The sequence below is a fragment of the Streptomyces sp. DF42 genome (assembly GCF_058267695.1).
The window spans coordinates 2889996-2916853 of record NZ_CM177859.1; the positions used below are offsets into that span (position 1 = coordinate 2889996).

Genomic DNA, 26858 nt, shown 5'->3' on the forward strand with positions numbered 1-26858 from the left:
TGGATTCGGTAATGGGTGGCCGGTAATAGTACGTAGAGATCCATGCCAAGGGTTCCCACTGGGCATGAATTTCTGGTAACTCGACCATGTCGACGGCGATTCGACACGGCTGCGGGTCGAGTACCCCGCGTTGTCGTGATCAGAACCGAGAGGGCAGGATGACCGCATGACGCACGCGATGCTGAAGGGGTCGAACGTCCCGCTCGAGGCCGCCACGGTGCGCGCCGTGCTGCGCTGGACGCCCGGGCAGGGGGTCCCGGATGTCGACGTCTCGGCGCTGCTCCTCGGCCTCGACGGCCGGGTGCGCTCCGACGAGGACTTCGTCTTCTACAACCAGCCCCGGCACCCCTCCGGCAAAGCCAGGTGGCTCGGCAAGAAGCGCGTCGCCGACGGCCTCACCGACACGATCCAGACAGATCTGGCCGGAGTCGAGGCCGGCGTCAGCCGGATTCTCCTGGTCGCCTCGGCGGAGGACGTCACCTTCGACCGCGTACAGGGCCTGCGCATCCTGCTGTACGACGCGGCCGTCGCCGGCGGCGAGCCGCTGATCCACTTCGACATCAAGCCGCAGACGGGCCAGGAGACGGCCCTGATCTGCGGCGAGCTGTACCGCCGGGGCGAGGTCTGGAAGTTCCGCGCCCTGGGCGAGGGCTACTCGAACGGCCTGAAGGGCCTGGCCACCGAGTTCGGCATCTCGGTGGACGAGTCGGAGGCCGCGGCCGAACTCGGGCAGGCGCAGTCGCCCGGCACGGTCCTCGCCCCCGAGGTCTCCCAGCCGCTCCCGCCCGAGCAGCCGACCGCGGTCCCCGTGCAGCCGGCGTACGGCTATCCCCAGCAGCCCCCCGCGACGCAGCCCGCCTACGGCTACCCCCAGCCCGCGGCGGCAGCCGCTGCGGGCACCCAGTCCGGCTACGGCTACCCGCCCGCGGTGACGTCCGCCCCGGACCCCGACTTCCGGCTCCCGCCCCAGGGACCCCAGTTCATCCGGCCGTAGGGGCGGCCCTCAGCGCTCCACCTTGGACTTGTAGCCCCGCCCCCACTGCAGACCCCACCCGTACAACCGGTCCAGCTCCGCCTGGAACCCGTAGACGAACTTCACCTCGCGCCGTACGACCAGCTCGCCCTTGACGTTCTCGATCATCACGACCGCGCACGAGCGGGCCTGGGGATGGCGTTCGTCCAGATGTATCTCGATCCGCGGCCCGTTGCTCGGGTAGAGCGTCACGATCGCGTGCGTGCGGTCGAAAGCCGGCGTCTGGTCGTAGATGTACACGAAGACCAGCAGCCGCTTGATCTCGTCCCGGTGGTCGAGGTTGACGTACATCGTCTCGCCGGACGCCGACCCGAACCGGTCGTCCCCGCTGAGCTTGACGTACGGCGGCGCGTTGACGTCCCCGAGGAGGTTGCCGAGCGGCTGGACGACCCCCTTGGTGCCGTCCTGGAGCTCGTACAGGCACGCCAGGTCGAGGTCGACGTTGACCATGCTCTGGCTGTGCCCCATGACCTCGGGCGGCCTGAGCGCCTTGAAGGGGTGTCGCAGCAGGGACTCCCGCTGCGTCCCGCCGATGTCGGACGTCCGCATCCGCCAGTGCAGGTTGACCCGGAGATGGCCCGTCGCCGCGCCCTGCTTGGTGAGGGAGACCTGATGGTGCCGTTTGGTCAGCTCGATGGAGTTCGTGGCCGCGCTGCCCGAGTCGAAGTCTGCCTCGCGTCCGCGCCAGAGCCCGTCAAAGAAGCCCATTCCCGCCCCCAGATTCACCCGGGTCCCTCGGACCCGGCTGTACTTGAACAACCGGCGGGGCGGCCGGAGACCGGCCGCCCCGCACAGAGCGTTCCCTCACCCGCAGGTGTGTCACACCCCGGACGAGATCTCAGTCTTCTCGTCCGAGGCCGCCGCTTTTCCCTCGGCTTCCGCGAGGGCCTTGTTGCGGCGCACGGAGGACCAGAAGGACCAGCCGATCAGGATGACGCCGACGAGTCCGGTGATGACCTCGTTGATCTGGTACTGGATGGTGACCATGAGGATCACGGCCAGGGCACCGATCGCGTAGTGCGCGCCGTGCTCCAGGTAGACGTAGTCGTCGAGGGTGCCCTGGCGGACCAGGTAGACGGTGAGCGACCGGACGTACATCGCGCCGATACCGAGACCCAGCGCCATCAGCACGATGTCGTTGGTGATGGCGAACGCGCCGATCACGCCGTCGAAGGAGAAGGACGCGTCCAGGACCTCGAGGTAGAGGAACATGAAGAACGCGGCCTGGCCGGCCAGCACGACGGGCGGCTTCTTCTTGCCGGTCCGCTCGGCCTCTTCCTCCTCCTCGTGCTCCCGCTCCTCCTCTTCCTCGAGTTTGTCCTCGAAGTAGCCGGAGAGTCCGCCGACGACCATGTACGTGATCAGACCCGCGATGCCGGAGATCAGCACCGTCTGCGCCTTGTCGGCATGCGCGCCGCCGTGCTGGTGGGCATGGGTGGCGAAGGTGAACGAGGTGACCAGCAGGACGACCAGTGCGATGCAGACCGACAGCATGTCGACCTTGCCGAGCTTGGCCAGCGGCCGCTCGATCCAGCGCAGCCACTGGATGTCCCGGTCCTCGAAGATGAAGTCCAGGAAGATCATCAGCAGGAACATGCCACCGAAGGCGGCGATCGCCGGATGGGCGTCCGTGACGAGTTCCTGGTAGTGGTCCTTGTTGTTGAGAGCGAGGTCGACCGCGTCTATCGGGCCGATCTTGGCACTGATGGCGACGATGACGACGGGGAAGACCAGCCGCATGCCGAAGACGGCGATGAGCACACCGACCGTGAGGAAGATCTTCTGCCAGAAGGCATTCATCTTCTTCAGGATCCCGGCGTTGACCACCGCGTTGTCGAACGACAGCGAGATCTCGAGGACGGAGAGGATCGCCACGATGCCGAAGGCCTCCCACCCCCCGTAGAGGACCGCCGCAGCCAGGCCGATCGCGGTAATCGCGAACGACCAGCCGAAGGTTTTCAGAAGCACTGGCTACCCAATCCTGTGTTGGGGGTCCCCCCAGACGGAGTCTGGGGGAGGGTCTCCCCCGCGCCGTACTCGGCTTTACTCAATGTTGACGCTCGCCGCACAGTCTAGGGGGAGGTCCCTCCGGCAGGGACATGCGGGCCCCGGCCGGCCGGAGAGCTGGGCTTTACGAAACGTTGACCCCGAAGTCCAGGGCGATTCCGCGCAGTCCCGACGCGTACCCCTGCCCCACAGCCCGGAACTTCCATTCGCCCTGGTAGCGGTAGAGCTCGCCGAAGATCATGGCGGTCTCGGTGGAGGCGTCCTCGGAGAGGTCGTAGCGCGCGAGCTCCTGGCCGTCGGCCTGGTTGACGACGCGGATGAAGGCGTTGCTCACCTGTCCGAAGGTCTGGCCGCGCTCGTCGGCCATGTGGATCGAGACCGGGAAGACGATCTTGTCGCACTGGGCGGGCACCTGGCCGAGCTCGACCAGGATCGACTCGTCGTCGCCCTCGCCCTCACCGGTGAGGTTGTCGCCCGTGTGCTCGACCGAGCCCTCCGGGCTCTTGAGCTGGTTGTAGAAGACGAAGTATTCGTCGCCCAGCACCCGCCCGCCGTTGCACAACAGGGCGCTGGCGTCGAGGTCGAACGGGGCTCCGGTGGTGGAGCGCGCGTCCCAGCCGAGCCCGATCATCACCTGAGTGAGGTTGGGTGCGGCCTTGGACAGGGAGACGTTGCCCCCCTTGGCGAGCGTGACGCCCATGATGCTGGTCCTCCCCGAGATGGTGCTTGTTTGGTTGTCCTGCGCGGCCGGCGCCGCACCCAAACGGTGCGGCGCCGGCCGATGAGGCCCTGCCGTGTGCCCTGTGACGTGTCTCAGACGTTCACGCCGAAGTCCTGCGCGATGCCGCGCAGGCCCGAGGCGTAGCCCTGGCCGATGGCGCGGAACTTCCACTCCGCACCATGCCGGTACAGCTCGCCGAAGACCATGGCGGTCTCCGTCGAGGCGTCCTCGGAGAGGTCGTAACGCGCGATCTCCGCCTCGCCCGCCTGGTTCACCACGCGGATGAACGCGTTGCGCACCTGGCCGAAGGACTGCTGGCGGTTCTCGGCGTCGTAGATCGAGACCGGGAAGACGATCTTGTCGACATCGGCCGGGACGCCGACGAGGTTGATCTTGATCTGCTCGTCGTCGCCCTCGCCCTCACCGGTGATGTTGTCACCGGTGTGCTCCACTGAGCCGTCCGGGCTCTTGAGGTTGTTGAAGAAGACGAAGTTCGCGTCGCTGGCGACCTTGCCGGACGAGTTCACCAGCAGCGCGCTGGCGTCCAGGTCGAAGTCGGTGCCGGTCGTGGTGCGGACGTCCCACCCCAGACCGACGATGACCGCGGTCAGGCCCGGGGCCTCCTTGGTCAGCGATACGTTGCCGCCCTTGCTGAGGCTGACTCCCACGAGTCCTCCATTGGGTTCCAGGGGCGGGGAGCCCCGCGTGCGTTCTGACATCGGATCAACGAGTCGATCCTAGTGACGGGTTCCCGCGGCACGCAGGCCTTGAGGGCCAACCATCACAGGGTGTCGAGTGCCTTTACGTACTCGTTCAGGTCGCGGGCGTCCATGAGCGCGTTGACGACGGTCCAGCGCACCACGCCCTCCTTGTCGATGACGAAGGTGCCGCGCACCGCGCAGCCCTTGTCCTCGTCGAAGACGTCGTAGGCGCGGGAGACCTCGCCGTGCGGCCAGAAGTCGCCCAGCAGCGGGTACTCCAGGCCCTCCTGCTCGGCGAAGACGCGCAGGGTGTGGATGGAGTCGTTGGAGACGGCGAGCACCTGGGTGTCGCGGTCGGAGAACTGCGGCAGGCTGTCGCGCACCGCGCACAGCTCACCGGTGCACACGCCGGTGAAGGCGAAGGGGTAGAAGAGCAGGACCACGTTCTTCTCTCCACGGAAGTCGGAGAGCCGCACGGTGGCGCCGTGGTTGTCCTTGAGCTCGAAGTCGGGGGCCTTGTCGCCGACCTGGATCGCCATCGCAGTTTGTTCCTTTCGGTAGGGCTGTTCGGGTGGTGGAACCACCCTACTCAGCGATCACCGAAAGCCGACGGACGGGCCGAGCACGACGGCTCGGCCCGTCCGGCGATGTCACTTCTTGGACTTGGCCGCCTTCGGCGTCACGAGCCGGCTGCCGCTCCAGTCCTTGCCCACACTGACGCTCTTGGAGGCGGACAGCCCCGCGGTCGTCGAGGCTTCGGAGATGTCGCTCGGCTCCACGTAGCCGTCACGGCCGGTCTTCGGCGTCAGCAACAGGATCGACCCGCCCTCCTCGATGTACGTGGTGGCATCCACCAGCACATCGGTCAGGTCGCCGTCGTCGTCGCGGAACCAGAGCACCACGGCATCGGCGACGTCGTCGTAATCCTCGTCCACAAGGTCACTGCCGATGACTTGCTCAATGGCCTCGCGGAGTTCCTGGTCTACGTCGTCGTCGTAGCCGATCTCCTGGACCACCTGCTCGGGCTGGAACCCCAGCCTGACGGCAGGGCTCGTCTCCGCGTGGTCCGCGGTCGCGCTCACGGGTTGCCTCCTGATCATGTCTTGGTGAATATCTCAGCCACGCGCGTGCGCGAAGCATTGGCCGTAGTCCACACGGGCGGGGCGGATCGCGCAAGTACCCGGCCGTTCAGACCGCCGAAACGGTGACGATCCTGGCCGTGTCACCCCAACTTCAGGCACACGGTCGCCGCCAAAAGTGACCTACACCACACCTTTCTGCCCCCTTTGTGGCATTGGGAACCTGTGAAAGCTGCCGGAGGTCTCGGTTACCTCTCAGTAGAGATGACGTTTGCGTCGGCGAGGTACACGATGGGGAACGGTGCAGGCATACCGAGATGCAGCTCAAAGCAGCCCTCTGACAGGTAAGGAACAGCGTGGCTTCCGGATCCGATCGCAACCCGATCATCATTGGCGGCCTTCCGAGTCAGGTTCCTGACTTCGACCCCGAGGAGACCCAGGAGTGGCTCGACTCGCTCGACGCCGCCGTCGACGAGCGAGGCCGTGAGCGGGCCCGCTACCTGATGCTGCGACTGATCGAGCGAGCCCGCGAGAAGCGCGTGGCCGTGCCCGAGATGCGCAGCACGGACTACGTCAACACCATCCCGACCAAGAGCGAGCCGTTCTTCCCCGGCAACGAGGAGATCGAGCGCAAGGTCCTGAACGCGACCCGCTGGAACGCCGCGGTGATGGTCTCGCGCGCCCAGCGCCCGGGCATCGGCGTCGGCGGCCACATCGCCACCTTCGCCTCCTCCGCGTCGCTGTACGACGTGGGCTTCAACCACTTCTTCCGCGGCAAGGACGAGGGCGACGGCGGTGACCAGGTCTTCTTCCAGGGCCACGCCTCTCCCGGCATCTACGCGCGCGCGTTCCTCCTCGACCGGCTGACCGAGGAGAACCTCGACGGGTTCCGGCAGGAGAAGTCGAAGGCTCCGCACGGCCTGTCCTCGTATCCGCACCCGCGCTCGATGCGGGACTTCTGGGAGTTCCCGACCGTGTCGATGGGCCTCGGCCCGATCGGTGCGATCTACCAGGCGCGGATGAACCGCTACATGCACGCGCGCGGGATCGCCGACACCTCGAAGTCGCAGGTGTGGGCCTTCCTCGGCGACGGCGAGATGGACGAGCCCGAGTCGCTCGGCCAGCTGACCATCGCCGCCCGTGAGGGCCTGGACAACCTGACCTTCGTCGTCAACTGCAACCTGCAGCGCCTGGACGGCCCGGTGCGCGGCAACGGCAAGGTCATCCAGGAGCTGGAGTCGGTCTTCCGGGGCGCCGGCTGGAACGTCATCAAGCTGATCTGGGACCGCTCCTGGGACCCGCTGCTGGCCCAGGACCGCGACGGCCTGCTGGTCAACAAGATGAACACGACGCCGGACGGTCAGTTCCAGACGTACGCGACCGAGTCCGGCGCGTACATCCGCGACCACTTCTTCGGCGACGACCAGCGGCTGCGCGCGATGGTCGAGGGCATGACCGACGACCAGATCCTGCACCTGGGGCGCGGTGGCCACGACCACAAGAAGATCTTCGCGGCCTTCTCGGCGGCCAAGGCGCACAAGGGCCAGCCGACCGTGATCCTCGCCAAGACGATCAAGGGCTGGACGCTGGGCCCGAACTTCGAGGGCCGCAACGCCACGCACCAGATGAAGAAGCTGACGGTCGACGACCTCAAGCGCTTCCGCGACCGGCTGCACCTGCCGATCTCCGACAGGGAGCTGGAGAGCGGGCTTCCGCCGTACTACCACCCGGGGCGGAACTCCGAGGAGATCCAGTACATGCACGACCGCCGCAAGGGCTGCGGCGGGTACGTCCCCACCCGCGTCGTGCGCTCCAAGCCGCTGGCACTGCCCGACGACAAGACGTATGCGAGCGTGAAGAAGGGGTCCGGTCAGCAGTCGATCGCCACGACGATGGCCTTCGTGCGACTACTCAAGGACCTCATGCGGGACAAGGAGCTCGGCAAGCGGTTCGTGCTGATCGCGCCGGACGAGTACCGCACGTTCGGCATGGACTCCTTCTTCCCGAGCGCGAAGATCTACAACCCGCTGGGCCAGCAGTACGAGTCGGTCGACCGTGAACTGCTGCTCGCGTACAAGGAGTCGCCGACCGGGCAGATGCTGCACGACGGCATCTCCGAGGCGGGCTGCACGGCCTCGCTGATCGCGGCCGGCTCGGCCTACGCCACGCACGGCGAGCCGCTGATCCCGGTCTACGTCTTCTACTCGATGTTCGGTTTCCAGCGCACCGGCGACCAGTTCTGGCAGATGTCCGACCAGCTGGCGCGCGGCTTCGTGCTGGGTGCGACCGCGGGGCGTACGACGCTGACCGGTGAGGGTCTGCAGCACGCGGACGGCCACTCGCAGCTGCTCGCCTCGACCAACCCGGGCTGTGTCGCCTACGACCCGGCCTACGCGTACGAGATCGCGCACATCGTGCAGGACGGTCTGCGTCGGATGTACGGCTCCTCGGCCGAGCACCCGCACGGCGAGGACGTGTTCTTCTACCTCACCGTCTACAACGAGCCCATCCAGCACCCGGCCGAGCCGGACAACGTGGACGTCGAGGGCATCGTCAAGGGCATCCACCGTCTGAGCGCGGGGACTTCGGGGTCGATTCCGGCGCAGGTCATGGCGTCGGGTGTGGCCGTGCCGTGGGCCATCGAGGCGCAGAAGATCCTCGCCGAGGAGTGGAACGTCAAGGCCGACGTCTGGTCGGCGACCTCCTGGAACGAGCTGCGGCGCGAGGCCGTGGACGTCGAGCGGCACAATCTGCTGCACCCGGAGGAGGAGCAGCGGGTGCCGTACGTGACGCGGAAGCTGAGCGGGGCCGAGGGGCCGTTCGTGGCCGTCTCCGACTGGATGCGGTCGGTTCCGGACCAGATCGCCCGGTGGGTGCCGGGGACGTACCAGTCGCTGGGCGCCGACGGGTTCGGTTTCGCGGACACGCGTGGTGCGGCGCGGCGCTTCTTCCACATCGACGCGCAGTCGATCGTGGTGGCGGTGCTGACCGAGCTGGCCAAGGAGGGCAAGGTCGACCGCTCGGTGCTGAAGCAGGCGATCGACCGGTACCAGCTCCTCGACGTGTCTGCGGCGCACCCCGGAGCGGCGGGCGGCGACGCGTAGCGCTCCGCGAGAGGTCCGTGTGAGTCTGCGGGCCGGCGGGGGCTGATCGCGCGGTTCCCCGCTCCCCTTTCGGGGCGCCGGTGGCACCCGGAGTCGACCGGTCGAAGGGGGCGGGGCCCGCGAGCCCCGCCCCCTTCACTGTTTCTTTACGATGCGTGCATGCAGGAACAATCGCCGCAAGCGCGTTGGGAACACCTCACTCAGCGGCCTCTGCTGGCGCTCGCCGTGGTGTTCGCTCTCGCGTACGCCGTGCCGATCGTGGACAGTTCGGCCGGCCATTCGCTGACCGCGGTGTGCACGGCGGTCGAGTGGGTGGTGTGGGGGGCGTTCGCCGCGGACTACGTGGCGCGGTTCGCGCTCTCCCGCCATCGCAAGGAGTTCGTGCGCGGGCACTGGCTGGACCTGTGCGCGGTGGTCCTGCCGATGCTTCAGCCGCTGCGGCTGCTGCGCATGGTCGCGACGTTGACGCTGGTGGGGCGGCGGGCCCGGATGGCCCACCAGATCAGGCTGACGACGTACGTGGCCGGCGCGGTCGTGGGGCTGCTGATGTTCGGCTCGCTGGCCGTGCTGTCGGTGGAGCGGGAGTCACCGGACGGGAACATCCGGACGCTGGGTGACGCCCTGTGGTGGTCGTTCACGACGATGACGACCGTGGGGTACGGGGATCACGCGCCGACCACCGGCCTGGGGCGGATGATCGCCGTCGGCCTGATGCTCGCCGGCATCGCCCTGCTGGGTGTGGTGACCGCGAACATCGCCGCGTGGTTCCTCGCCCGGTTCGAGAAGGACGATGTGGAGGAGCGGCGGCAGACGGAGGCGATCGAGGCGCTGACGGAGGAAGTGCGGGCGCTTCGGGCCGAGGTCGCGGCGCTCAGCAAGACGTCCGTGGAGAGATGAGGGAAGGGCCCCCGGTCGTCCCACCGGGGACCCTTCCCTCACGCACCCGGGTCAGAACAGTCCGCTGCCCGGGGTTGCCGCCCCTGCGAGCCAGATGATCGCGAGGAGCGTGTCGATGGCGCCCAGCACGAGGGCGACCAGAGCCGGTACGGGACCTGAGCGTGCCCATGTGCGGCCCATTGCGAGCCAGCCGCAGACGATCGCCACGGGGCCGAGGATGATCCCCAGCACGAAGAACCCTGCGACCGCGCAGATGACTCCGATGATTCCGAGCGTTGCGCGATCCGGCCCGGTCCGTGACCAGTTACGGCCACGTGAGCGGGGGTGCCTGCGCGTTCCTTGTCCGAAGCCCGCCATCATCAACTCCTTGAACCCCGGGGTCTGTTCGGGGCCAAGGAGCGGGTACCCCCGGTGCGCTTCCTAATCCTCGGGCTGCCGGCGCGCTGCCCCCCTCCGGCAGCGCGCCGCAGCACCGGTCGCCCTGAGCACCGTACGAACTTGCCCGAGGAACATGCCGTACGGAGGGGCGTGACCACTGTGGCCTGTGGTGCGCACCGGGAGCGAGGAATCTTTAGCGTCTTCACCCTGATGAGCGAAGTCCGTTGAAAACCCCTCAGGTTGGCGCGTCAGATGTGGGCCGCGCCCGCACCCGCCTCCTCGTTCGCCCCGCGCTTGGTGAGCAGGGCGGCCGGGAAGGTCGCGCGCAGCAGACCGAGCGCGGCCTGCATCGGCAGGGCGCCGAACAGACCCTGGAGGACGCGGAAGGTGACGACCGCGCCGATGCTGCTGGACAGGCCGTCGGCGCCGGAGGCGGCCGCGAAGCCGGTCACACCGACCAGGAAGGTCTGACGGTGTCCGAAACGGTCGCCGAGCTTGCCCGCGGTGATCAGCGACACCGCGAGGGCGAGGAAGTACCCAAGTACCCGTGGGTGATCCACTGGACGTCGGCGAAGCTCGCCTTCAGGTCCTTCTGGATGGCCGGGTCGGCGATGGCCACGATGGTGCCGTCGAGGGCCACCATCGGCCATGCGCGCGCTGACCCTCTCGAACCTCGAACAGGTGGGGCCCGCACTCACGGAGAACTGGCGATCACGCTGAGACACGCCGGGAGACAGTGAGGTCATCGCCACGTTTATCGAAACGTGATCCCTGTCACTCGGCTCACGCGAGACCCTCTCGTTCTCCTAGTGTGTCCTCCCAGTGACTTCCTTCGACACCTCCCCGCAACTGAACGTCGGGCGGGCGCTGCTCGCCCTGGCCGTCGTCTTCGTCATGCTGGCGACCACCGGCTGGACAGCCCTGCACAGCCACCGTGAGGCGACTCCGCTGCAGGCTTCGCTCTCCTCCTGGGAGCACGGCCGCGTCCACGGACACCACCTCCCGGGCCCCGACGCCGCCCCCGCTCGCCTCGCCCGCTTCTTCACCTCGCTCACCGCTCAGGAGCGCGCCCGACTCGCCGACCGCTATCCCCTGGCGGTCGGCAACATGAACGGCGCCCCCGTCGAGCTGCGCTACCGCGCCAACAAGCTGGCGCTCGTCCAGCAGCGCAAGATCGAGCGCAAGCGCATGCGCGACCTCCGCCTTTCAGCCCTCGGGCAGCGGGAAGCGGGGCGCCGTATGCACCGCTACGAGTCGCTGGCGCACGCGGGCCGGCACATCCTCGCTTTCGACCCGGACGGCTCGGGGCGGATCGCCGAGGTGATCGGGAACCTGCAGAAGGCCGAGCGGGTGTCGGTCGTCGTCCCCGGGGTCGACACCGATCTGCTGACCTTCCAGAAGACGAACCGCCGGTACACGGCACCGGTCGGCATGGCCAGGTCGCTGTACGCGGCCGAGCGGGCGGCGAGCCCGACGACGCGTACGGCCGTGATCGCCTGGGCCGACTACACGGCGCCCGCCGGCCTTGGCATCGACTCGGCCACGGCGATGCGCGCGGAGGACGGTGCGGTGCGGCTGAACGCGATGCTGCGCGGGCTGCCCGGCGACGCGCCGGTGTCGCTGTTCTGCCACAGCTACGGCTCCGTGGTCTGCGGGGTGGCCGCGCACACGGTGCCGCGCCGGGTGACCGACATAGCGGTGGCCGCCAGCCCCGGTATGCGCGCGGGGACGGCCTCCCACCTGCACACCTCCGCCCATGTGTGGGCGATGCGCAACGCCACGGACTGGATCCAGGACGTGCCGTACCTGGAGGTCGGCGGGCTGGGTCACGGTGCCGACCCGGTGTCGGGCGCTTTCGGGGCGCGCGTGCTGTCGGCGCAGGGCGCGAAGGGGCATGCCGGTTATTTCGAGCCGGGCACACAGAGCGTGCTGAACTTCGCGGAGATCGGTGTTGGCGCGTACCGGTCGGTCCAGTGTGCGCGCGAGGGTGACGCCTGCCGGGCGGGTTTGTCCGGCGCGGCCGCGGCCGGACGCGCGTAGAGGCGGAGAAACTGCGGTCTGCGCAGGGTGGCGACGAAGGAGCGGGTCCCGCATACGATGAGCCGCATGGGTGACGTACTGGCCGGATTGCATGCCGCCTGGGAGTTCGAGTCCGACTCCGTGCTCATCCGTTACGAACGGGGCATTCGAGCACCCAAGCTCTTCCAGGCGCTCGGTGAGCGTCGTGTTCCGATCGAGGCGATCGCCGGGGTGACCCTGACCCCCGGCAGGCGCGGCACGGTCGTCCTGCGCATCGAGCCCCGCGCCGGCGCCGACCCGCTGATGGAGGCGGCCGCCGGGCAGCTGAAGGAGGGGTGCGATCCCTACCGGCTGGTGCTGCCCGCCGAGCGCGAGACGCTCGCCGAGTACTACGCCGACGAACTGCGGACGCAGCTGAAGGACGACGGCGAGGCGGCCGAGCGGTATCTGGTGAGCGCCCCCGAGGCGCCCCGGCAGTTCAAGGCGTACGACGCGAAGGCGTCCTTCGACGGGAAGACCGTGCACTTCCGGTGGTTCTGGACGGGGGCGTCGTCGGCGAAATGGAAGGCCGGCGACCAGAGCGTTCCGGTCGGCGAGCTGAGCGGGGTGGAGTGGCGCTCCCCCGAGGTCTTCGAGGGTCACCTCCGGCTGATACGGCGGGACGGGGCGGCGGCACCCGCGCAGGCGGACCAGGATCCGGCGGCCGTGGTGTTCGGGCTCGGGTACGGGCCGGTGCACGAGTCACTGCCGTTCGCGGCGGCCGTGCTGGCCGCTGTGCGGCACCGCGGGCCGGTGGCAGCGGTGCCGGCCGGCGTGCCGCGCCGTGACCCCGCCGACATCGCCGAGAGAATCCGGCACCTGGGGGAACTGCACCAGGCGGGCCTGGTGACGGATGAGGAGTTCTCGGCGAAGAAGGCGGAGCTGCTGGCGGAGCTTTAGCGTCTGCCGGGTTGCGGTTGCTCTACTCACGTCCGGCTGATGCGAAGCGCATGTCCGGGTAGCGCGTTCCTGCCACCTTGTCCGCGATCGGTTCCAGCAGGGCCAGTTCGTCGTCCGTCAGCACGATCTGTGTGGCCGCTGCGTTCTCCTCGATCCTCCTGCGCTTCGTCGTGCCCGGGATCTGGGCCACCGGGAGGCCGTGTACGGCCGCTCGCCGCTGGACCCAGGCCAGGGCGATCTGGGCGGGCGACACCTCGTGTGCTTCGGCCACCGCGCGGATCGGTTCCAGCAGCGTCGCGTTGGCCGCGGCGTTCTCGCCCTGGAAGCGGGGCATCGTGCGGCGGACGTCGCCGTCCGTCAGGTCCTTGTCCGCGTTGGCGAAGGAGCCCGCGAGGAAGCCGCGGCCCAGCGGGGAGTACGGGACGAGGGCCACGCCCAGTTCGCGGGCGGCCGGCACCACGTTGGTCTCGATGTCCCGGCTGAACAGGGACCACTCCGACTGGACGGCGGCGATCGGGTGCACGGCCTGTGCGGCGCGCAGCTCCTCGGCGGTGACCTCGCTGAGGCCGAGGTGCTTGACCTTGCCCTGGCGCACCAGCTCGGCCATGGCGCCGACGGTCTCCTCGATCGGCACGTTCACATCGCGCCGGTGCATGTAGTAGAGGTCGATGACGTCGATGCCGAGGCGGCGGAGGCTGCCCTCGACGGCCTGGCGGACGTACGCCTCGTCACCGCGGATGATCCGCTTCGTGCGGTCGCCGGCCGGGACGCGTACGCCGAACTTCGTCGCGATCACGACCTCGTCCCGGTGGGCGTTGACGAACGGGGAAAGGAAGCGTTCGTTGTCCCCGTCGCCGTACCCCTCCGCGGTGTCGTACAGCGTGACGCCGAGTTCCAGGGCCCGCTCCAGGGTGGCCCGCGACTCCTTCGCGTCGGCGGGGCCGTAGGCGAAGCTCATGCCCATGCAGCCGAGGCCCTGTATGCCGACCTCGGGGCCGGTGTCGCCGAGTCGTATCGCCGGGATCCTGCTGTCGGTCATCGCACCTTCTCCGCCTCGTGGATACGGGCGCGGCCCGCGTCCGCATAGAAACTGATCTTCCGGTCGAGCACCGCGAGGGTGTCCTGGAGTTCGGCGACCCGGGCCAGCACGTCGCGGCGGGTCGCCTCCAGCAGCTCGAACCGCTGCCCGAACGTGTGGTCGCCCTCGCGCACCAGTTCCGCGTACCGCACCATGTCGGCGACCGGCATGCCGGTGAGCCGCAGCTTGCCGACGAGGTCGAGCCAGTCGAGGTCGCGGTTGCTGTAGCGGCGCTGACCTGTGTGCGAGCGGTCGACGTGCGGCATCAGGCCGATGCGCTCGTACCAGCGCAGGGTGTGCGCGGTCAGCCCGGTGAAGGCGACGACCTCGCTGATCGTGTAGCTGTCCTGGCCCTCGGGGCGCCGGTGGGGGTGGGGCGGGGCTCCGCAGGCATCGGTCCGGGTGGGCGTGGTCTCCATCACCGTCATGCCCTCAACGCTATGGCCTTGGAGTGCACTCCAAGCAAGCGGAACCGGTAAGAAACAGGCCTGACAGCCTGACCCCACGAAGAGTATGAACCCGTGGGCCGCTTAGGCTCGTCCCCATGTCCTTGCAGAGCCTTGCGTTGATCGAGAACTGGCCGGTTCCCACCGCTGCGGCGGGTGTCGTGCGGGGTGACGGGACGGTCCTGGGCGCCCACGGCCCCGTCGACCGGCGCTTTCGGCTGGCCTCGGTCACCAAACCGCTCGCAGCGTACGCCGCGCTCGTCGCGTACGAGGAGGGGGCGATCGAGCTCGACGCGCCGGCCGGCCCGCCCGGGTCGACGGCCCGGCATCTGCTCGCCCACACCTCGGGGCTCGCCTTCGACGAGCACCGGGTGACCGCCCCGCCCGGGGAGCGGCGGCTGTACTCCAACGCCGGCTTCGAGCAGCTCGGCGACCACATCGCCAAGGCGACGGAGATCCCCTTCGCCGAGTATCTGAGCCAGGCGGTGCTGGAGCCGCTGGGGATGGCGGCCACCTCGCTGGAGGGCTCCCCGGCGAAGGACGGTGTCTCCACGGTCGAGGACCTGCTGCGCTTCGCCGCCGAGCTCCAGGCCCCGCGTCTCCTCGACCCCCGCACGGTCTCCGAGGCGATGACGGTCCAGTACCCGGGCACCAAGGGCGTCCTGCCGGGCTACGGCCACCAGAACCCGAACGACTGGGGGCTCGGCTTCGAGATCCGCGGCTCCAAGTCACCGCACTGGACGGGGAGTTCCTCCTCGCCGCGCACCTTCGGGCACTTCGGTCAGTCGGGCACGTTCCTGTGGATCGACCCCGACGCGGGGCTCGCGTGCGCGGCTTTGACGGATCGGGCGTTCGGGGCGTGGGCGGTGGAGGCGTGGCCGGCGTTCACGGACGCGGTACTGGCAGAAGTGCGCTGAGCCTTCGGCCAGGCCTGCCACTACGCGCCCCCTACGGGCCGCTGGTCCGCCACCGCAGAAACGCCACGACGGCCGCGGTTCACTGCGGCCCCCTCGTGGCAGGTCACGCCCCGCGGCGGAGCCGCACATCGACACAGCCCCACGCCTTCATAGACCGCTGGTCCGCCACCGCAGAAGCGCCACGACGGCCGCGGTTCACTGCGGCCCCCTCGTGGCAGGTCACGCCCCACGGCGGAGCCGCACATCGACACAGCCCCATGCCCCTGCGGGCCGCTGATGCGCCACCGCAGAAGCGCCACGACGGCCGTGATTCGCTGCGGCGCCGCCCTGGCAGGTCGCGCCCCACGGCGGAGCCGCACATCGACACAGCCCCACGCCCTCGTAGACCGCTGGTCCGCCACCGCAGAAGCGCCACGACGGCCGCGGTTCACTGCGGCCCCCTCGTGGCAGGTCGCGCCCCACGGCGGAGCCGCACATCGACACAGCCCCGCGCCCCCTACGGGGCGCTGGTCGCGCCCGCGGCGGAGCCGTGCGGCTACCGCTGGTCCGCCGTCATCTCCCACATCAGCAGCTCGGCCCCGGTCAGCGCCTCCGCCTCCAGGTCCTCGGCGTCCGTGACGCGGGCCGCGTCGCCCGGTCCCAACTCCTGGCCGTCCAGGCGCACTTCACCCCGTACGACATGGACGTAGACGAATGCCCCGTCCGGCACCGCCGTCCGCTCCCCCGCCCGCAGCCGCCGCAGGTGAAGCATCGCGCCCGCCTCGGGGACCGCGTACGGCGTCGAATCCGCGATGCCGTGGACGATCTCGTATCCGGGATCGCCGCCGGGCTCGCGGGGGGCCAGCCACATCTGGACGAAGGTCAGCGGCGACGGGCCGTCGTTGCGCTCGACGTGCCGTACGCCCGCCGCCGAACTCAGGCGCTGCACGTCGCCGGGGCGCACCCGTGTCTCGTGGCCGGTGGAGTCGCGGTGGGTGAGCTCGCCCTCGACCACCCACGTGACGATCTCCGTGTGGCTGTGCGGGTGTTCGCCGAAGCCAGCGCCCGGGGCGAGGCGCTCCTCGTTGCAGGCGATCACCGCGCCGAAGCGGAGGTTGTCGGGGTCGTAGTGGGGACCGAAGGAGAAGGCGTGCCGCGACTCGATGCCGGCTGCCGGGTCGCCCCCTGGATAGCGCTCCGCAGCGCGCCGTACGTCCATCACGGGCACCACGGTAGACCTCGGCGACCACCCGGCGGCACACACTCCCGTCCGGATAAGGCAGTCTTGTCCCCGTGCCCGAACCCGAAACGAGCAAGCCCGAAGCCGTCGCGCGCGTCGTCCATGCGCACGCCGCGACCCTGAAGCGACTGGAGAAATCCTCCGGTTCTCTCGCCGCGCAGGCCATCGCCCGCATGGACGAGACGCTGTCGTGGTACCGGGCGATGCCACCGGAGAACCGTTCCTGGATCGGGCTGGTCGCCCAGGCCGGTATCGCCGCCTTCACCGAGTGGTTCCGGCATCCGGACGCGCCCCAGGCCATCTCGACGGACGTGTTCGGCACCGCGCCGCGCGAGCTGACCCGGGCCATCACGCTGCGGCAGACCGTGGAGATGGTGCGCACCACCATCGAGGTCATGGAGAGCGCCATCGACGAGGTGGCCGCTCCCGGGGACGAGAACGTGCTGCGCGAGGCGCTGCTCGTGTACGCCCGGGAGATCGCCTTCGCCACCGCCCAGGTGTACGCCCAGGCCGCCGAGGCACGCGGTGCCTGGGACGCCCGCCTGGAGTCCCTCGTCGTCAACGCCGTGCTGAGCGGGGAGGCCGACGAGGGTGCGGTCAGCAGGGCCGCGGCCCTCGGGTGGAGCTCGCCCGAGCATGTGTGTGTCGTCCTCGGGACGGCTCCCGACGGCGACTCCGAGCTGACCGTCGAGGCGATCCGGCGGGCCGCCCGGCACGCCAAGCTGCAGGTGCTCACCGGGGTGCTCGGCGACCGGCTCGTCGTCATCGCCGGTGGCAGCGACAATCCGATCGCCGTGGCCAAGTCGCTGATCGGGCCGTACGCGGCCGGGCCGGTGGTGGCCGGGCCCGTCGTGTCCGATCTGCTCACAGCGACCCGGTCCGCGCAGGCCGCGGCCGCCGGGCTCAAGGCGTGTTTCGCCTGGCAGGACGCCCCACGGCCGGTCCTCGCGGACGATCTGCTTCCGGAGCGCGCGATCGCGGGTGACCCGAACGCGCGCGAGCAGCTGGTGGAGGAGATCTACAGACCGCTCGAGGAGGCCGGGTCCGCACTTCTGGAGACGCTCTCCGTCTATCTCGAGCAGGCGAGCAGTCTCGAAGGCGCCGCCCGGATGCTCTTCGTTCACCCCAATACCGTGCGCTACCGGCTCCGACGTGTGACTGACGTCACCGGCTGGTCACCTTCCGATGTACGCTCCGCCTTCACGCTGCGGATCGCTCTGATCCTGGGGCGTCTGGCCGAGGGAGATCTCCCGGCCTAGTCTTTTGTCGGGGGCCCACAAAACCCCCTCGTGTTCTTCGTCCCTGTCCTCACGGGCGGCGCAGGCCGTCCACAAGAGAGAGTGTGAGAGTGCTCGTACTCGTCGCTCCCGGCCAGGGTGCCCAGACGCCCGGCTTCCTGACTCCCTGGCTCGACCTCCCCGGTGCCGCCGACCGCGTCGCCGCCTGGTCGGACGCCATCGGACTGGACCTCGCCCACTACGGCACCCAGGCCGACGCCGACGCGATCCGTGACACCTCCGTCGCGCAGCCGCTGCTCGTCGCCGCCGGCATCCTGTCCGCCGCGGCACTGGGTGCCATCACGCCGGGCGCCGTCGCGGGCCACAGCGTCGGCGAGATCACCGCCGCCTCCTTCGCGGGCGTCCTCGACGACACCGCCGCGCTGACCCTCGTGCGCAAGCGGGGTCTGGCCATGGCCGACGCCGCCGCGATCACCGAGACCGGCATGTCGGCGCTGCTGGGCGGCGACCCCGACGTGTCCGTCGCGCACCTGGAGAAGCTGGGCCTGACCCCGGCCAACGTGAACGGCGCGGGCCAGATCGTCGCCGCGGGCACGCTGGAGCAGCTCGCCGTACTGAACGAGGACAAGCCCGAGGGCGTGCGCAAGGTCGTCCCGCTCAAGGTCGCCGGCGCCTTCCACACGCACCACATGGCCCCCGCGGTCGACGCGCTGGCCAAGGCCGCCGCCGATCTCGCCCCCGCCGACCCGAGGTTCACGTACGTCTCGAACAAGGACGGGCAGGCGGTCGCCACCGGCGCCGAGGTGCTGGAGCGGCTGGTCGGCCAGGTGGCCAACCCGGTCCGCTGGGACCGGTGCATGGAGACCTTCAAGGAACTCGGCGCGACAGCGATCATCGAGGTGTGCCCGGGCGGCACGCTGGTCGGCCTCGCCAAGCGCGCGCTGCCGGGTGTGAGGACCCTGGCGCTCAAGACCCCCGACGACCTCGACGCGGCCCGCGAGCTCATCGCAGAGCACGCCGAAGCCTGAGCCCAAAGGAGCCGTACGAAGATGTCGAAGATCAAGCCCAGCAAGGGCGCCCCGTACGCGCGCATCCTGGGCGTGGGCGGCTACCGCCCGGTCCGGGTGGTGCCGAACGAGGTGATCCTCGAGACGATCGACTCGTCCGACGAGTGGATCCGTTCGCGCTCCGGGATCGAGACCCGGCACTGGGCCTCCGACGAGGAGACCGTCGCCGCGATGTCGATCGAGGCGTCCGGCAAGGCGATCGCCGACGCCGGGATCTCCGCCGAGCAGATCGGCGGCGTGATCGTCTCCACCGTCTCCCACTTCAAGCAGACCCCGGCCGTCGCCACCGAGATCGCCGACAAGCTCGGCACGGCCAAGGCCGCCGCCTTCGACATCTCGGCGGGCTGCGCCGGCTTCGGCTACGGCCTCACGCTCGCCAAGGGCATGATCGTCGAGGGCTCCGCGGAGTACGTCCTCGTCATCGGCGTCGAGCGGCTGTCCGACCTGACCGACCTGGAAGACCGGGCCACGGCCTTCCTGTTCGGCGACGGCGCGGGCGCGGTCGTGGTGGGCCCGTCGCGGGAGCCGCACATCGGCCCGACCGTGTGGGGCTCGGAGGGCGACAAGTCCGACACCATCAAGCAGACCGTGCCATGGACCGACTACGACAGCACGGGCAAGTTCCCTGCGATCACGCAGGAGGGCCAGGCGGTGTTCCGCTGGGCCGTGTTCGAGATGGCGAAGGTCGCCCAGCAGGCGCTGGACGCGGCCGGGATCACCCCGGACGACCTGGATGTCTTCATTCCTCACCAGGCCAACGAGCGGATCATCGACTCGATGGTGAAGACGTTGAAACTGCCGGAGCACGTCACGGTCGCGCGTGACGTACGCACCACCGGCAACACCTCGGCCGCCTCGATTCCGCTCGCTATGGAGCGGCTTCTGGCGACCGGCGAGGCGAAGAGCGGCGACACCGCGCTCGTCATCGGATTCGGGGCGGGTCTCGTCTACGCCGCCACTGTCGTTACCCTCCCCTAGGCACTCCGTGCCGGATCGACCGGTCCGGCACGGGAAGCACTGCCAACCCTCTGGATATAAACGAAGGAGCGCCAACATGGCCGCCACTCAGGAAGAGATCGTCGCCGGTCTCGCCGACATCGTGAACGAGATCGCCGGCATCCCGGTTGAGGACGTCCAGCTGGACAAGTCCTTCACCGACGACCTGGACGTCGACTCGCTGTCCATGGTCGAGGTCGTCGTCGCCGCTGAAGAGCGCTTCGACGTCAAGATCCCGGACGAGGACGTCAAGAACCTCAAGACGGTCGGCGACGCGACCAACTACATCCTCACGCACCAGGCCTGAGCCTTCCAGGCCCCGGCTGCATTGCCCCGCCACCCGGCGGTGGCGCCGCTGAATCCCGATCCGTTGGAGAAAGAATTCCCGTGAGCCCGACCAATCGCACCGTGGTCGTCACCGGTATCGGCGCAACCACACCGCTGGGTGGCGACGCAGCCTCTACCTGGGAGGGCCTGATCGCCGGCAAGTCCGGTGTGAAGCCCCTGGAGCAGGAATGGGCCGCCGAGCAGGCGGTCCGCATCGCCGCGCCGGTCGCCGTGGAGCCCTCCGAGGTCATCCCGCGCCCGCAGGCCCGCCGCCTGGACCGCTCGGCGCAGTTCGCGCTGATCGCGGCCAAGGAGGCCTGGGCGGACGCCGGTTTCACCGAGAAGGCGGGTGACGATGCGAGCATCGACCCGGACCGTCTCGGCGCCGTCATCGCCTCCGGCATCGGCGGCGTGACGACCCTGCTCGACCAGTACGACGTGCTCAAGGAGAAGGGCGTACGCCGCGTCTCCCCGCACACCGTTCCCATGCTGATGCCGAACAGCCCGTCCGCCAACGTGGGCCTGCTGGTGGGCGCCCGTGCGGGCGTGCACACCCCGGTCTCCGCCTGCGCGTCGGGCGCCGAGGCCATCGGCTACGCCATCGAGATGATCCGCACCGGCCGCGCCGACGTCGTCGTCGCGGGTGGCACGGAGGCGGCCATCCACCCCCTCCCCATCGCCGCGTTCGGCAACATGATGGCGATGTCCAAGAACAACGACGACCCCGAGGGCGCCTCGCGTCCCTACGACATCGCCCGTGACGGCTTCGTCCTCGGCGAGGGCGCGGGTGTCATCGTCCTGGAGTCCGCCGAGCACGCCGCGAGGCGTGGTGCTCGGGTGTACGCCGAGGCGGTCGGCCAGGGCATCTCCGCCGACGCGCACGACATCGTGCAGCCGGAGCCCGAGGGCCGTGGCATCTCGCAGGCCCTGCAGAACCTGCTGGACCGCACCGACCTGAACCCGGCCGAGATCGTGCACGTCAACGCGCACGCCACCTCGACGCCGGCCGGTGACGTGGCCGAGCTGAAGGCGCTGCGCAAGGTGTTCGGCGACGACGCGGACCACATGGCGGTCTCCGCGACCAAGTCGATGACCGGTCACCTGCTGGGTGGCGCGGGCGGCGTCGAGTCCGTCGCGACGGTCCTCGCGCTGTACAACCGGATCGCTCCGCCGACCATCAATGTCGAGAACCTCGACCCCGAGGCCGAGGCGAACGCGGACATCGTGCGCGGCGAGGCCCGCAAGCTTCCCGTCGAGGGGCGGATCGCCGCGCTGAACGACTCGTTCGGGTTTGGTGGGCACAACGTGGTGTTGGCGTTCCGTACGGTCTGATCGCCCTTGTGAACGGCGTGTGGCCCGAACCCCTGATCGGGGGCGGGCCACACGCCGTTTCCGGTGTCCGTTGTGTGCCGACCGCGAGCCGGTGGGGGCTTGTCGCGCAGTTCCCCGGCGCAGTTCCCCGCGCCCCTTTGGGGGCGTGCCCTCGGGGCGTTTCAGACCCTCTGTCAGACCACCTGGTGGAGCCAGCGGACCGGGGCGCCTTCGCCCGCGTATCTGAACGGCTCCAGTTCGTCGTCCCAGGGCTTGCCGAGGAGTTTGGCGATCTCGGCCTCCAGGTCCGTCTCGTCGCGCTGAGAGCGCGTCAGGGCGGCGCGCAGACGGTCCTCGGGGATGAGGATGTCGCCGTGGATACCGGTGACGGCGTGGAAGATGCCGAGTTCGGGGGTGCAGCTGTAGCGCTCGCCCTCCGCGGTGGAGCAGGGCTCGGCGGTGACCTCGAAGCGCAGCAGGTGCCAGCCGCGCAGCGCGGAGGCCAGCTTGGAGGCCGTGCCCGCCTGGGCCTGCCAGGAGAACTCCGAGCGCCAGGTGCCGGGGGCGGCGGGCTGCCGGATCCAGTCGAGGTTGACGCGCGTGCCGAGCACCCCGGCGACGGCCCACTCGACGTGCGGGCACAGCGCGCGCGGCGCGGAGTGCACGTACAGAACCCCACGTGTCGTCACCGGGACCTCCGGGCAGAGCAGGACAATCTGGCGAACGGGCGGACGGCGGTGGCCGGGCAGCCACGTTGATGGCGAGGCTACCGTGCGGCGGCGCAAGGAGTGTGACGTACCGTCGGTCCCGATGCGCCGAAACGTCCGCCATTCACCCGGCAGGACGCTTGTACGGGTGTGAACCGTTGCGTGGTGCGTCGATCGGGAACTCCCGCGCGTTGTTATGGGAGGACACATCCGTACTGGACGGACTCGACCGAGGGGATCACCGGCGTATGCGGAAGCCAAGCCACCGCTCACGGGCCGTTCTCGCCGCCGTGGCGGCGGCCGTCCTGGGCGTCGCCGGCTGTGACGCCGTCGGTGGCAACTCCGCCGGCCCCAGGGGCGGCACCGCGCACAGGGCGAAGCCGACACCGGCGTGGGACGTGAGCCCCCGCTCGATCGCAGCCGTGGGTGACTCCATCACCCGCGGCTTCGACGCCTGTACGGTCCTGTCGGACTGCCCGGAGGTGTCCTGGGCGACCGGCGCCAGCACCGAGGTGGACAGCCTCGCCGTCCGGCTGCTGGGCAAGGCGCGGGCGGCCGAGCGCAGCTGGAACTACGCGGTGACCGGAGCGCGGATGGCGGACCTGCCCGGTCAGATGGCGCAGGCGGCGACACGCAGGCCGCAGTTGGTGACGGTGATGGCGGGGGCCAACGACGCCTGCCGGGCCAGCACCTCCGCCATGACCTCGGTGGGCAGCTTCCGCGCGGACTTCGAGGACGCGCTGAGCACGCTGCGCGAGTCGCTGCCGAAGACGCAGGTGTACGTGGCGAGCGTGCCGAACCTGAAGCGGCTGTGGTCCGAGGGCCGCACCAACCCGCTGGGCAAGCAGGTGTGGAAGCTCGGCATCTGCCCGTCGATGCTGGGCGACGCGGACGCGCTGGACTCGGCGGCGACGCTGCGCCGGGACACGGTGCAGAAGCGGGTGGAGGCGTACAACAAGGTGCTGCGGGAGGTCTGCGCGAAGGACCGCCGGTGCCGCTTCGACGACGGCGCGGTGTACGACTACCGCTTCGGTACGGGCCAGTTGAGCCAGTGGGACTGGTTCCATCCCAGTGTGAACGGGCAGGCGCGGCTGGCGGAGATCGCCTACCGGAAGATCACGGCTCGCACGGCGTGACTCAGGTGCTTGACCTAAAATTCCGCACATGAACGAACTCTTCGGCACACTTCCCGACGGCACCCCGGTCCACCGCTGGACCCTCCAGCGGGCGGACGTACGGGTACGGATCCTGTCGCACGGCGGGATCGTGCAGTCGGTGGAGACCCCGGACCGGGACGGCCGGGCCGGGAACGTGGTGCTGGGGTTCGCGGATCTGGACGGCTACCTCAGGCACCCCGAGCCGTTTCTGGGAGCAGTGATCGGGCGGTACGCCAACCGGATCGCGGGCGCCCGCTTCCCGCTCGACGGAGTGACGTACGCCCTGGAACCGAACAACGCGCCGAACTCCCTGCACGGCGGCGGGCGGGGCTTCGACAAGCGTGTGTGGGACGTCGCGCCGGTCGAGCACGGGCTGCGTCTCAGCCGCGTCAGCCCGCACGGCGAGGAGGGCTTTCCGGGGCGGCTGGAGGTCACCGTGACGTACACGCTCGACGCCTCGGGCGCCCTGCGGATCGCGTACGAGGCGGTGACGGACGCGCCGACCGTGGTGAACCTGACGAACCACAGCTACTTCCACCTGGGCGGCTCGGGCAGCGCCGGCGGCCACGAACTGCGGATCGCCGCCTCCCGGTTCACCCCGGTCGACGACGACCTGATCCCGACCGGCGACCTGGAAGACGTGGCGGGCACGCGCTTCGACTTCCGTGAGGCGCGGAAGGTCGGTTCCGGGTACGACCACAACTTCGTGCTCGACGGCGGGGTGACCGAGGCCGCCCGGGAGGTCGCCGAGCTGTACGACCCCGCGTCCGGGCGGGTCCTGACCGTGGCGACCACCGAACCCGGCATCCAGCTGTACACCGCCGACCACCTGTCCGCCCCCTTCTCCCCCGGCGACGGCATCGCGCTGGAGACCCAGCACTTCCCCGACTCCCCGAACCGGCCGGAGTTCCCGGGCACGGTGCTGCGGCCGGGCGGAGTGTACCGGTCGGAGACGGTCTACGGGTTCGGCGTGCGCTAGCCGCCGGTGAACGGCCGCCCGTGAACGCACGAGCCCCGGCCCAGGGGTCAGGTCCCGGGCCGGGGCTGTTCGTGGGGAGACTCGTCCCGGATCAGACGTTAATCGTCGCGGTGAGCCGGCGGTCCGTGATCGAGCGGCTCACCTGGATCTCGTACGAACCCTTCACAAGCGACCACGAGCCGGTCGCCTCGTCCCACACCTCGAAGGCGCGGCGCGGGAGTTCGACGATCGCTTCGGCGCTCTCGCCCGGGTTCGCCTCGACGGCCGCGAAGCCGGCGAGCCAGCGCGCCGGGCGGGCGGGGCCGGCCCCGCTGCGGGCCAGATAGACCTGGACGACCTCGCGGCCCGCGCGTTGACCGGAGTTGCGGACGCGGACCTTGGCGGTGGTGCCGTCGACCTCGACGGACTCGTACGTCCAGTCGGTGTAGCCGAGGCCGTGGCCGAAGGGGTACGAGGGGGTCCGCCCCGCCTTCTCCCAGGCGCGGTAGCCGATGAAGAGGTCCTCGGTGTACGGGAGTTCGCCGTCCTTCGGCACGACCTGGGTGACCGGGGCGTCGGCCAGAGAGCCCCAGGTGGTGGGCAGCCGGCCGCCCGGCTCGTGCGCACCGGTGAGGACGTCCGCGAGGGCCGCGCCGCCTTCCTGGCCGGGGAACCAGCTGAGCAGGACGGCGGCGACCTCGTCCCGCCACGGAAGCTCGACCGGGGAGCCGGAGTTGACGACGACGACGGTGTTCGGGTTGGCGGCGGCGACCGCGCGGACCAGTTCGTCCTGGCGGCCGGGCAGGTCGAGGTTCCTGCGGTCGAAGCCCTCCGACTCCACGCGCTCGGTGGTGGCGACCACGACGACGGCCGTGTCGGCGCCGCGGGCGGCCTCGACGGCTTCGGCGATCAGCTCGTCGGCGTCGCGCTGCGGCTCCTGGTGGGCGAGGGCGAAGGTGACGACCTTGAACGGGGCGTCCTCGGGGAGGTCGATGACGTGGGTGAGGGACACCTCGACCGGTGCGCCCGCGGTCAGTTCGGGCTGGGCGCGGGGCACCGTGCCGCCGAAGAACGGGTCGAAGGGGTCACCGTCGTCGGCGGGGCGCTGGATGTCGTCGTAGTGCGTCGTGCCGTCGACGGCGAGGGTGAAGGAGCCGGTGCCCTTGATGCCGAAGGTGTGCGCGCCGACGGCGCCGGGGGTGAAGGAGCCGGTCAGCTCGATGGTGTGGAGGTTGGTGTGCGTGACCCCGTCGGGGAAGTCCGAATCCGTCCACTGGATCTGGCCGCCCGACGCGCTGCGGGTGCCGATGACGTTGCCGTCCACGTCCCGGCACACCGCGCGCAGCTCGAACCCCTTGTCGGCGACGGCGAGTTCGGTGTCGGGGTCGGCGCCGACGGCGTAGCTGAGGCTGCCTTCGGGGAGCGCGGCGGTGAGGCCGTCGAGCGGGGAGACGATCCGGGGCGGGAAGACGGTGGCCGAACCGCCGCCCAGGACGCGGGCCTCGCGGGCAGCGGCGCCGATCAGGGCGACGGTGCCCGGCTTCAGCGGCAGGGCACTGTTCTCGTTGCGCACGAGGACGAAGGCGCGGCGGGCGATCTCACGGGCCAGCGCCTCGCCGTCGACGGCCCGGGGCGGTTCGGTCACGGCGGGCTCGGCGCTCTCCAGGGCGCCGACGCGGGCGGCGAGCCGCAGCACGTTGCGTACGGCCGTGTCGACCGTCGCCTCCTCGACCCTGCCGTCCCGCACTGCCTGGGCGAGTGGTGCGCCGTAGACGGTGTGCGGGCCGGGCATGGCCACGTCCAGGCCGCCCTCGATGTCCGCGACCGTCGAACGGGCGGCCGTCCAGTCGGAGACGTTGTAGCCGTCGAAGCCCCACTCGCCCCGCAGGACCTCGTTGACCAGGTGGTGGTGCTCGGTCATCGTCGTGCCGTTGACCGTGTTGTAGGCGGTCATGATGCCCCAGGGGTGGGCGTTCTCGACGATCATCTCGAAGGGGGCCAGGTACAGCTCGCGCAGGGCGCGCTCGCCGACCAGGTTGTTGACGGTGAGGCGGTCGGTCTCGGCGTCGTTGGCGACGAAGTGCTTGACGGTGGTGCCCACGCCGCCGGACTGGACGCCGCTCACATAGCCGGCGCCGATCGCGCCGGTCAGGTACGGGTCCTCGCTGTAGGCCTCGAAGTGGCGCCCGCCCAGCGGGGAACGGTGGAGGTTGACGGTCGGGGCGAGCAGCACGTGCACGCCCTTGCGGCGGGCCTCCTGGGCGAGCAGGACGCCCGCCCGGCGGGCCAGCTCCGGGTCCCAGGTGGCGGCCAGCGCGGTCGGCGAGGGCAGGGCGATGGAGGGATCGTCGGCGCCCCAGCGGACACCCCGCACCCCGATGGGTCCGTCGGACATCACGAGGGACCTCAGGCCGATCTCCGGCAGGGCGGGCAGGGACCAGACATCCTGCCCGGACAGCAGCCGGGCCTTGGCGTCCAGGTCCAGCTTGCCGAGCGCCGCCTCCACGGCGGCCTCGCGCGCCTGGTCGGCCGGAGAGGTTCCAGGGGTTCCCGCCATCG

25 protein-coding genes and 1 pseudogene are annotated in these 26858 nt (G+C 70.0%); 13 read left to right on the plus strand and 13 right to left on the minus strand.

Annotated elements, in window-relative coordinates; translation table 11 throughout:
- Window positions 1-166 precede the first annotated feature (166 nt).
- Entirely contained in the window at window positions 167-994 is an 828-nt protein-coding gene (locus tag ACYUED_RS13215; protein ID WP_491292478.1) for a TerD family protein, read from the plus strand.
- A 9-nt stretch (window positions 995-1003) separates the two neighbouring features.
- Here ACYUED_RS13215 and ACYUED_RS13220 read toward each other — a convergent pair whose 3' ends face one another.
- From ACYUED_RS13220 to ACYUED_RS13245, 6 genes are all read right to left on the minus strand, one after another.
- Window positions 1004-1741, minus strand: coding sequence for a TerD family protein (locus tag ACYUED_RS13220; protein ID WP_266513582.1), 738 nt, complete (start codon window positions 1739-1741; stop codon window positions 1004-1006).
- A 111-nt stretch (window positions 1742-1852) separates the two neighbouring features.
- Window positions 1853-3001 (minus strand): DUF475 domain-containing protein, encoded by a 1149-nt coding sequence (locus ACYUED_RS13225; protein ID WP_491292479.1) that lies wholly within the window; start codon window positions 2999-3001, stop codon window positions 1853-1855.
- A 163-nt stretch (window positions 3002-3164) separates the two neighbouring features.
- Window positions 3165-3740 carry a TerD family protein gene (locus tag ACYUED_RS13230; RefSeq protein WP_384249247.1) on the minus strand — a complete coding sequence of 192 codons (576 nt, stop codon included), beginning with the start codon at window positions 3738-3740 and terminating at the stop codon, window positions 3165-3167.
- Between the two features lie 113 nt (window positions 3741-3853).
- On the minus strand, window positions 3854-4429 hold the full coding sequence (locus ACYUED_RS13235) for a calcium homeostasis/redox stress adaptation protein (protein ID WP_266513589.1): 576 nt from the start codon (window positions 4427-4429) through the stop codon (window positions 3854-3856).
- A gap of 113 nt (window positions 4430-4542) precedes the next feature.
- Window positions 4543-5001, minus strand: coding sequence for a peroxiredoxin (locus tag ACYUED_RS13240; protein ID WP_491292480.1), 459 nt, complete (start codon window positions 4999-5001; stop codon window positions 4543-4545).
- A gap of 111 nt (window positions 5002-5112) precedes the next feature.
- Entirely contained in the window at window positions 5113-5544 is a 432-nt protein-coding gene (locus ACYUED_RS13245) for a DUF3052 domain-containing protein (protein WP_266513594.1), read from the minus strand.
- Window positions 5545-5897: 353 nt separating this feature from the next.
- On the opposite strand from ACYUED_RS13245, the gene aceE reads away from it, so the two are divergent.
- Complete coding sequence (aceE, locus tag ACYUED_RS13250; RefSeq protein WP_491292481.1) at window positions 5898-8645, plus strand: pyruvate dehydrogenase (acetyl-transferring), homodimeric type; 2748 nt, start codon at window positions 5898-5900, stop codon at window positions 8643-8645.
- A 159-nt stretch (window positions 8646-8804) separates the two neighbouring features.
- Entirely contained in the window at window positions 8805-9542 is a 738-nt protein-coding gene (locus ACYUED_RS13255; protein ID WP_491292482.1) for a potassium channel family protein, read from the plus strand.
- A gap of 51 nt (window positions 9543-9593) precedes the next feature.
- On the opposite strand, the gene ACYUED_RS13260 is transcribed toward ACYUED_RS13255, so the two are convergent.
- Window positions 9594-9902 (minus strand): small hydrophobic protein, encoded by a 309-nt coding sequence (locus ACYUED_RS13260; RefSeq protein WP_266588450.1) that lies wholly within the window; start codon window positions 9900-9902, stop codon window positions 9594-9596.
- Between the two features lie 317 nt (window positions 9903-10219).
- Window positions 10220-10666: pseudogene (locus tag ACYUED_RS13265) on the minus strand (MFS transporter); the annotation flags it as partial.
- A 76-nt stretch (window positions 10667-10742) separates the two neighbouring features.
- Between ACYUED_RS13265 and ACYUED_RS13270 the strand changes: the two are divergent.
- Together ACYUED_RS13270 and ACYUED_RS13275 are read left to right on the plus strand one after the other, a co-directional pair.
- On the plus strand, window positions 10743-11960 hold the full coding sequence (locus ACYUED_RS13270) for an alpha/beta hydrolase (RefSeq protein WP_491292483.1): 1218 nt from the start codon (window positions 10743-10745) through the stop codon (window positions 11958-11960).
- Between the two features lie 57 nt (window positions 11961-12017).
- On the plus strand, window positions 12018-12878 hold the full coding sequence (locus ACYUED_RS13275; protein ID WP_491292484.1) for a DUF4429 domain-containing protein: 861 nt from the start codon (window positions 12018-12020) through the stop codon (window positions 12876-12878).
- A gap of 22 nt (window positions 12879-12900) precedes the next feature.
- Here ACYUED_RS13275 and ACYUED_RS13280 read toward each other — a convergent pair whose 3' ends face one another.
- Together ACYUED_RS13280 and ACYUED_RS13285 are read right to left on the minus strand one after the other, a co-directional pair.
- Window positions 12901-13917: an aldo/keto reductase gene (locus ACYUED_RS13280; protein WP_491292485.1), complete on the minus strand. Its 1017-nt coding sequence runs from the start codon at window positions 13915-13917 to the stop codon at window positions 12901-12903.
- Window positions 13914-14384 carry a MerR family transcriptional regulator gene (locus ACYUED_RS13285; protein ID WP_266513614.1) on the minus strand — a complete coding sequence of 157 codons (471 nt, stop codon included), beginning with the start codon at window positions 14382-14384 and terminating at the stop codon, window positions 13914-13916. The genes ACYUED_RS13280 and ACYUED_RS13285 overlap by 4 nt, the downstream gene beginning before the upstream one ends.
- 116 nt (window positions 14385-14500) lie before the next feature.
- Between ACYUED_RS13285 and ACYUED_RS13290 the strand changes: the two genes are divergently transcribed.
- Window positions 14501-15319 (plus strand): serine hydrolase domain-containing protein, encoded by an 819-nt coding sequence (locus ACYUED_RS13290; RefSeq protein WP_491292486.1) that lies wholly within the window; start codon window positions 14501-14503, stop codon window positions 15317-15319.
- Window positions 15320-15854: 535 nt separating this feature from the next.
- On the opposite strand, the gene ACYUED_RS13295 is transcribed toward ACYUED_RS13290, so the two are convergent.
- Entirely contained in the window at window positions 15855-16517 is a 663-nt protein-coding gene (locus ACYUED_RS13295) for a pirin family protein (protein ID WP_491294243.1), read from the minus strand.
- A 74-nt stretch (window positions 16518-16591) separates the two neighbouring features.
- On the opposite strand from ACYUED_RS13295, the gene ACYUED_RS13300 reads away from it, so the two are divergent.
- The 5 genes from ACYUED_RS13300 to fabF all read left to right on the plus strand — a co-directional run bounded on the left by ACYUED_RS13300 (window position 16592) and on the right by fabF (window position 21498).
- A complete protein-coding gene (locus ACYUED_RS13300; protein WP_491292487.1) occupies window positions 16592-17797 on the plus strand; it encodes a PucR family transcriptional regulator in 1206 nt (401 codons plus the stop codon).
- Between the two features lie 89 nt (window positions 17798-17886).
- Window positions 17887-18804 carry an ACP S-malonyltransferase gene (locus ACYUED_RS13305; protein WP_491292488.1) on the plus strand — a complete coding sequence of 306 codons (918 nt, stop codon included), beginning with the start codon at window positions 17887-17889 and terminating at the stop codon, window positions 18802-18804.
- Between the two features lie 21 nt (window positions 18805-18825).
- The gene (locus ACYUED_RS13310) at window positions 18826-19821 is read left to right on the plus strand and encodes a ketoacyl-ACP synthase III (RefSeq protein ID WP_491292489.1); all 996 of its coding nucleotides are present in this window, start codon (window positions 18826-18828) and stop codon (window positions 19819-19821) included.
- Between the two features lie 76 nt (window positions 19822-19897).
- Entirely contained in the window at window positions 19898-20146 is a 249-nt protein-coding gene (locus tag ACYUED_RS13315) for an acyl carrier protein (protein WP_030678203.1), read from the plus strand.
- A gap of 80 nt (window positions 20147-20226) precedes the next feature.
- The gene (gene fabF, locus ACYUED_RS13320; RefSeq protein WP_491292490.1) at window positions 20227-21498 is read left to right on the plus strand and encodes a beta-ketoacyl-ACP synthase II; all 1272 of its coding nucleotides are present in this window, start codon (window positions 20227-20229) and stop codon (window positions 21496-21498) included.
- Between the two features lie 173 nt (window positions 21499-21671).
- On the opposite strand, the gene ACYUED_RS13325 is transcribed toward fabF, so the two are convergent.
- Window positions 21672-22166 carry a DUF3145 domain-containing protein gene (locus ACYUED_RS13325; protein WP_266513626.1) on the minus strand — a complete coding sequence of 165 codons (495 nt, stop codon included), beginning with the start codon at window positions 22164-22166 and terminating at the stop codon, window positions 21672-21674.
- Between the two features lie 266 nt (window positions 22167-22432).
- On the opposite strand from ACYUED_RS13325, the gene ACYUED_RS13330 reads away from it, so the two are divergent.
- Window positions 22433-23320, plus strand: coding sequence for an SGNH/GDSL hydrolase family protein (locus ACYUED_RS13330; protein WP_491292491.1), 888 nt, complete (start codon window positions 22433-22435; stop codon window positions 23318-23320).
- Window positions 23321-23348: 28 nt separating this feature from the next.
- A complete protein-coding gene (locus ACYUED_RS13335; protein ID WP_491292492.1) occupies window positions 23349-24320 on the plus strand; it encodes an aldose epimerase family protein in 972 nt (323 codons plus the stop codon).
- Between the two features lie 91 nt (window positions 24321-24411).
- Here the strand turns inward: ACYUED_RS13335 and ACYUED_RS13340 are convergent, their stop codons facing one another.
- Entirely contained in the window at window positions 24412-26856 is a 2445-nt protein-coding gene (locus ACYUED_RS13340; protein ID WP_491292493.1) for a beta-glucosidase family protein, read from the minus strand.
- Window positions 26857-26858: the final 2 nt, after the last annotated feature.

Excerpts from the sequence above, each read along its gene's own strand:
- ACYUED_RS13215 (WP_491292478.1), top strand. The coding sequence starts at position 167 with ATGACGCACGCGATGCTGAAGGGGTCGAACGTCCCGCTCGAGGCCGCC.
- ACYUED_RS13220 (WP_266513582.1), bottom strand. The coding sequence starts at position 1,741 with ATGGGCTTCTTTGACGGGCTCTGGCGCGGACGCGAGGCAGACTTCGAC.
- ACYUED_RS13230 (WP_384249247.1), bottom strand. The coding sequence starts at position 3,740 with ATGGGCGTCACGCTCGCCAAGGGGGGCAACGTCTCCCTGTCCAAGGCC.
- ACYUED_RS13240 (WP_491292480.1), bottom strand. The coding sequence starts at position 5,001 with ATGGCGATCCAGGTCGGCGACAAGGCCCCCGACTTCGAGCTCAAGGAC.
- ACYUED_RS13255 (WP_491292482.1), top strand. The coding sequence starts at position 8,805 with ATGCAGGAACAATCGCCGCAAGCGCGTTGGGAACACCTCACTCAGCGG.
- ACYUED_RS13260 (WP_266588450.1), bottom strand. The coding sequence starts at position 9,902 with ATGATGGCGGGCTTCGGACAAGGAACGCGCAGGCACCCCCGCTCACGT.
- ACYUED_RS13275 (WP_491292484.1), top strand. The coding sequence starts at position 12,018 with ATGAGCCGCATGGGTGACGTACTGGCCGGATTGCATGCCGCCTGGGAG.
- ACYUED_RS13280 (WP_491292485.1), bottom strand. The coding sequence starts at position 13,917 with ATGACCGACAGCAGGATCCCGGCGATACGACTCGGCGACACCGGCCCC.
- ACYUED_RS13285 (WP_266513614.1), bottom strand. The coding sequence starts at position 14,384 with ATGACGGTGATGGAGACCACGCCCACCCGGACCGATGCCTGCGGAGCC.
- ACYUED_RS13290 (WP_491292486.1), top strand. The coding sequence starts at position 14,501 with ATGTCCTTGCAGAGCCTTGCGTTGATCGAGAACTGGCCGGTTCCCACC.
- ACYUED_RS13295 (WP_491294243.1), bottom strand. The coding sequence starts at position 16,517 with ATGGACGTACGGCGCGCTGCGGAGCGCTATCCAGGGGGCGACCCGGCA.
- ACYUED_RS13310 (WP_491292489.1), top strand. The coding sequence starts at position 18,826 with ATGTCGAAGATCAAGCCCAGCAAGGGCGCCCCGTACGCGCGCATCCTG.
- ACYUED_RS13315 (WP_030678203.1), top strand. The coding sequence starts at position 19,898 with ATGGCCGCCACTCAGGAAGAGATCGTCGCCGGTCTCGCCGACATCGTG.
- ACYUED_RS13330 (WP_491292491.1), top strand. The coding sequence starts at position 22,433 with ATGCGGAAGCCAAGCCACCGCTCACGGGCCGTTCTCGCCGCCGTGGCG.
- ACYUED_RS13335 (WP_491292492.1), top strand. The coding sequence starts at position 23,349 with ATGAACGAACTCTTCGGCACACTTCCCGACGGCACCCCGGTCCACCGC.
- ACYUED_RS13340 (WP_491292493.1), bottom strand. The coding sequence starts at position 26,856 with ATGGCGGGAACCCCTGGAACCTCTCCGGCCGACCAGGCGCGCGAGGCC.